At 50.7% G+C, this 542-nt stretch carries 1 pseudogene; it reads right to left on the reverse strand.

Features of this window, described 5'->3' with window-relative positions:
• Window positions 1–160: 160 nt before the first annotated feature.
• Window positions 161–542: pseudogene (locus J5224_RS34750) on the reverse strand (TfoX/Sxy family DNA transformation protein); the annotation flags it as partial.

Below are 542 nucleotides of genomic sequence, written 5' to 3' on the forward strand. Positions count from 1 at the left end.
AAATCGGTCTGATCATCGATGTCTTGCCGGAACTGACCCAGTTGAAAGGGGCTATTCGGTAAAGTACGCACCGTCAAAATCGGTGCAGAGAAGACTCAAAAGCGTAAAAGCCATGTAGCGCGGCATCATTGCCTCTAAAGATACCGCGCGAGATGACGTTTCAGGTTTTAGGCAACGGCGCAGAATGGTGTTTATACCATTCAATCAGCTCGTTTCTTACCCCTTTAGGCAACGCGGCTTGGTGCGTTCTGCAAATCGCGCCCGCCAACGCCAGTAAAATATTCACACTGTTGCAGCTCGTCAGCATTTCTGATTCCCGCCTTCCATAGCATCCGCTCGAGATCGTGATTCAGATTGGGCAAATCTTTTAACCGTGTGCAATGCTCACGTTCCGATTTATCCTGCTCTGCGCCCTCAAGCGACATCTTGGCCAGTTGCAGCAGTTGAGTCGGATCCTCCCATAAGACCTCCCCCACCAAATAGTAACTCAACGGCACGGGCATGCCGCGTTTGGTATAAACCAGATGCGGCATATTCAGTGC

It is taken from the genome of Candidatus Symbiopectobacterium sp. NZEC135 (assembly GCF_025962695.1).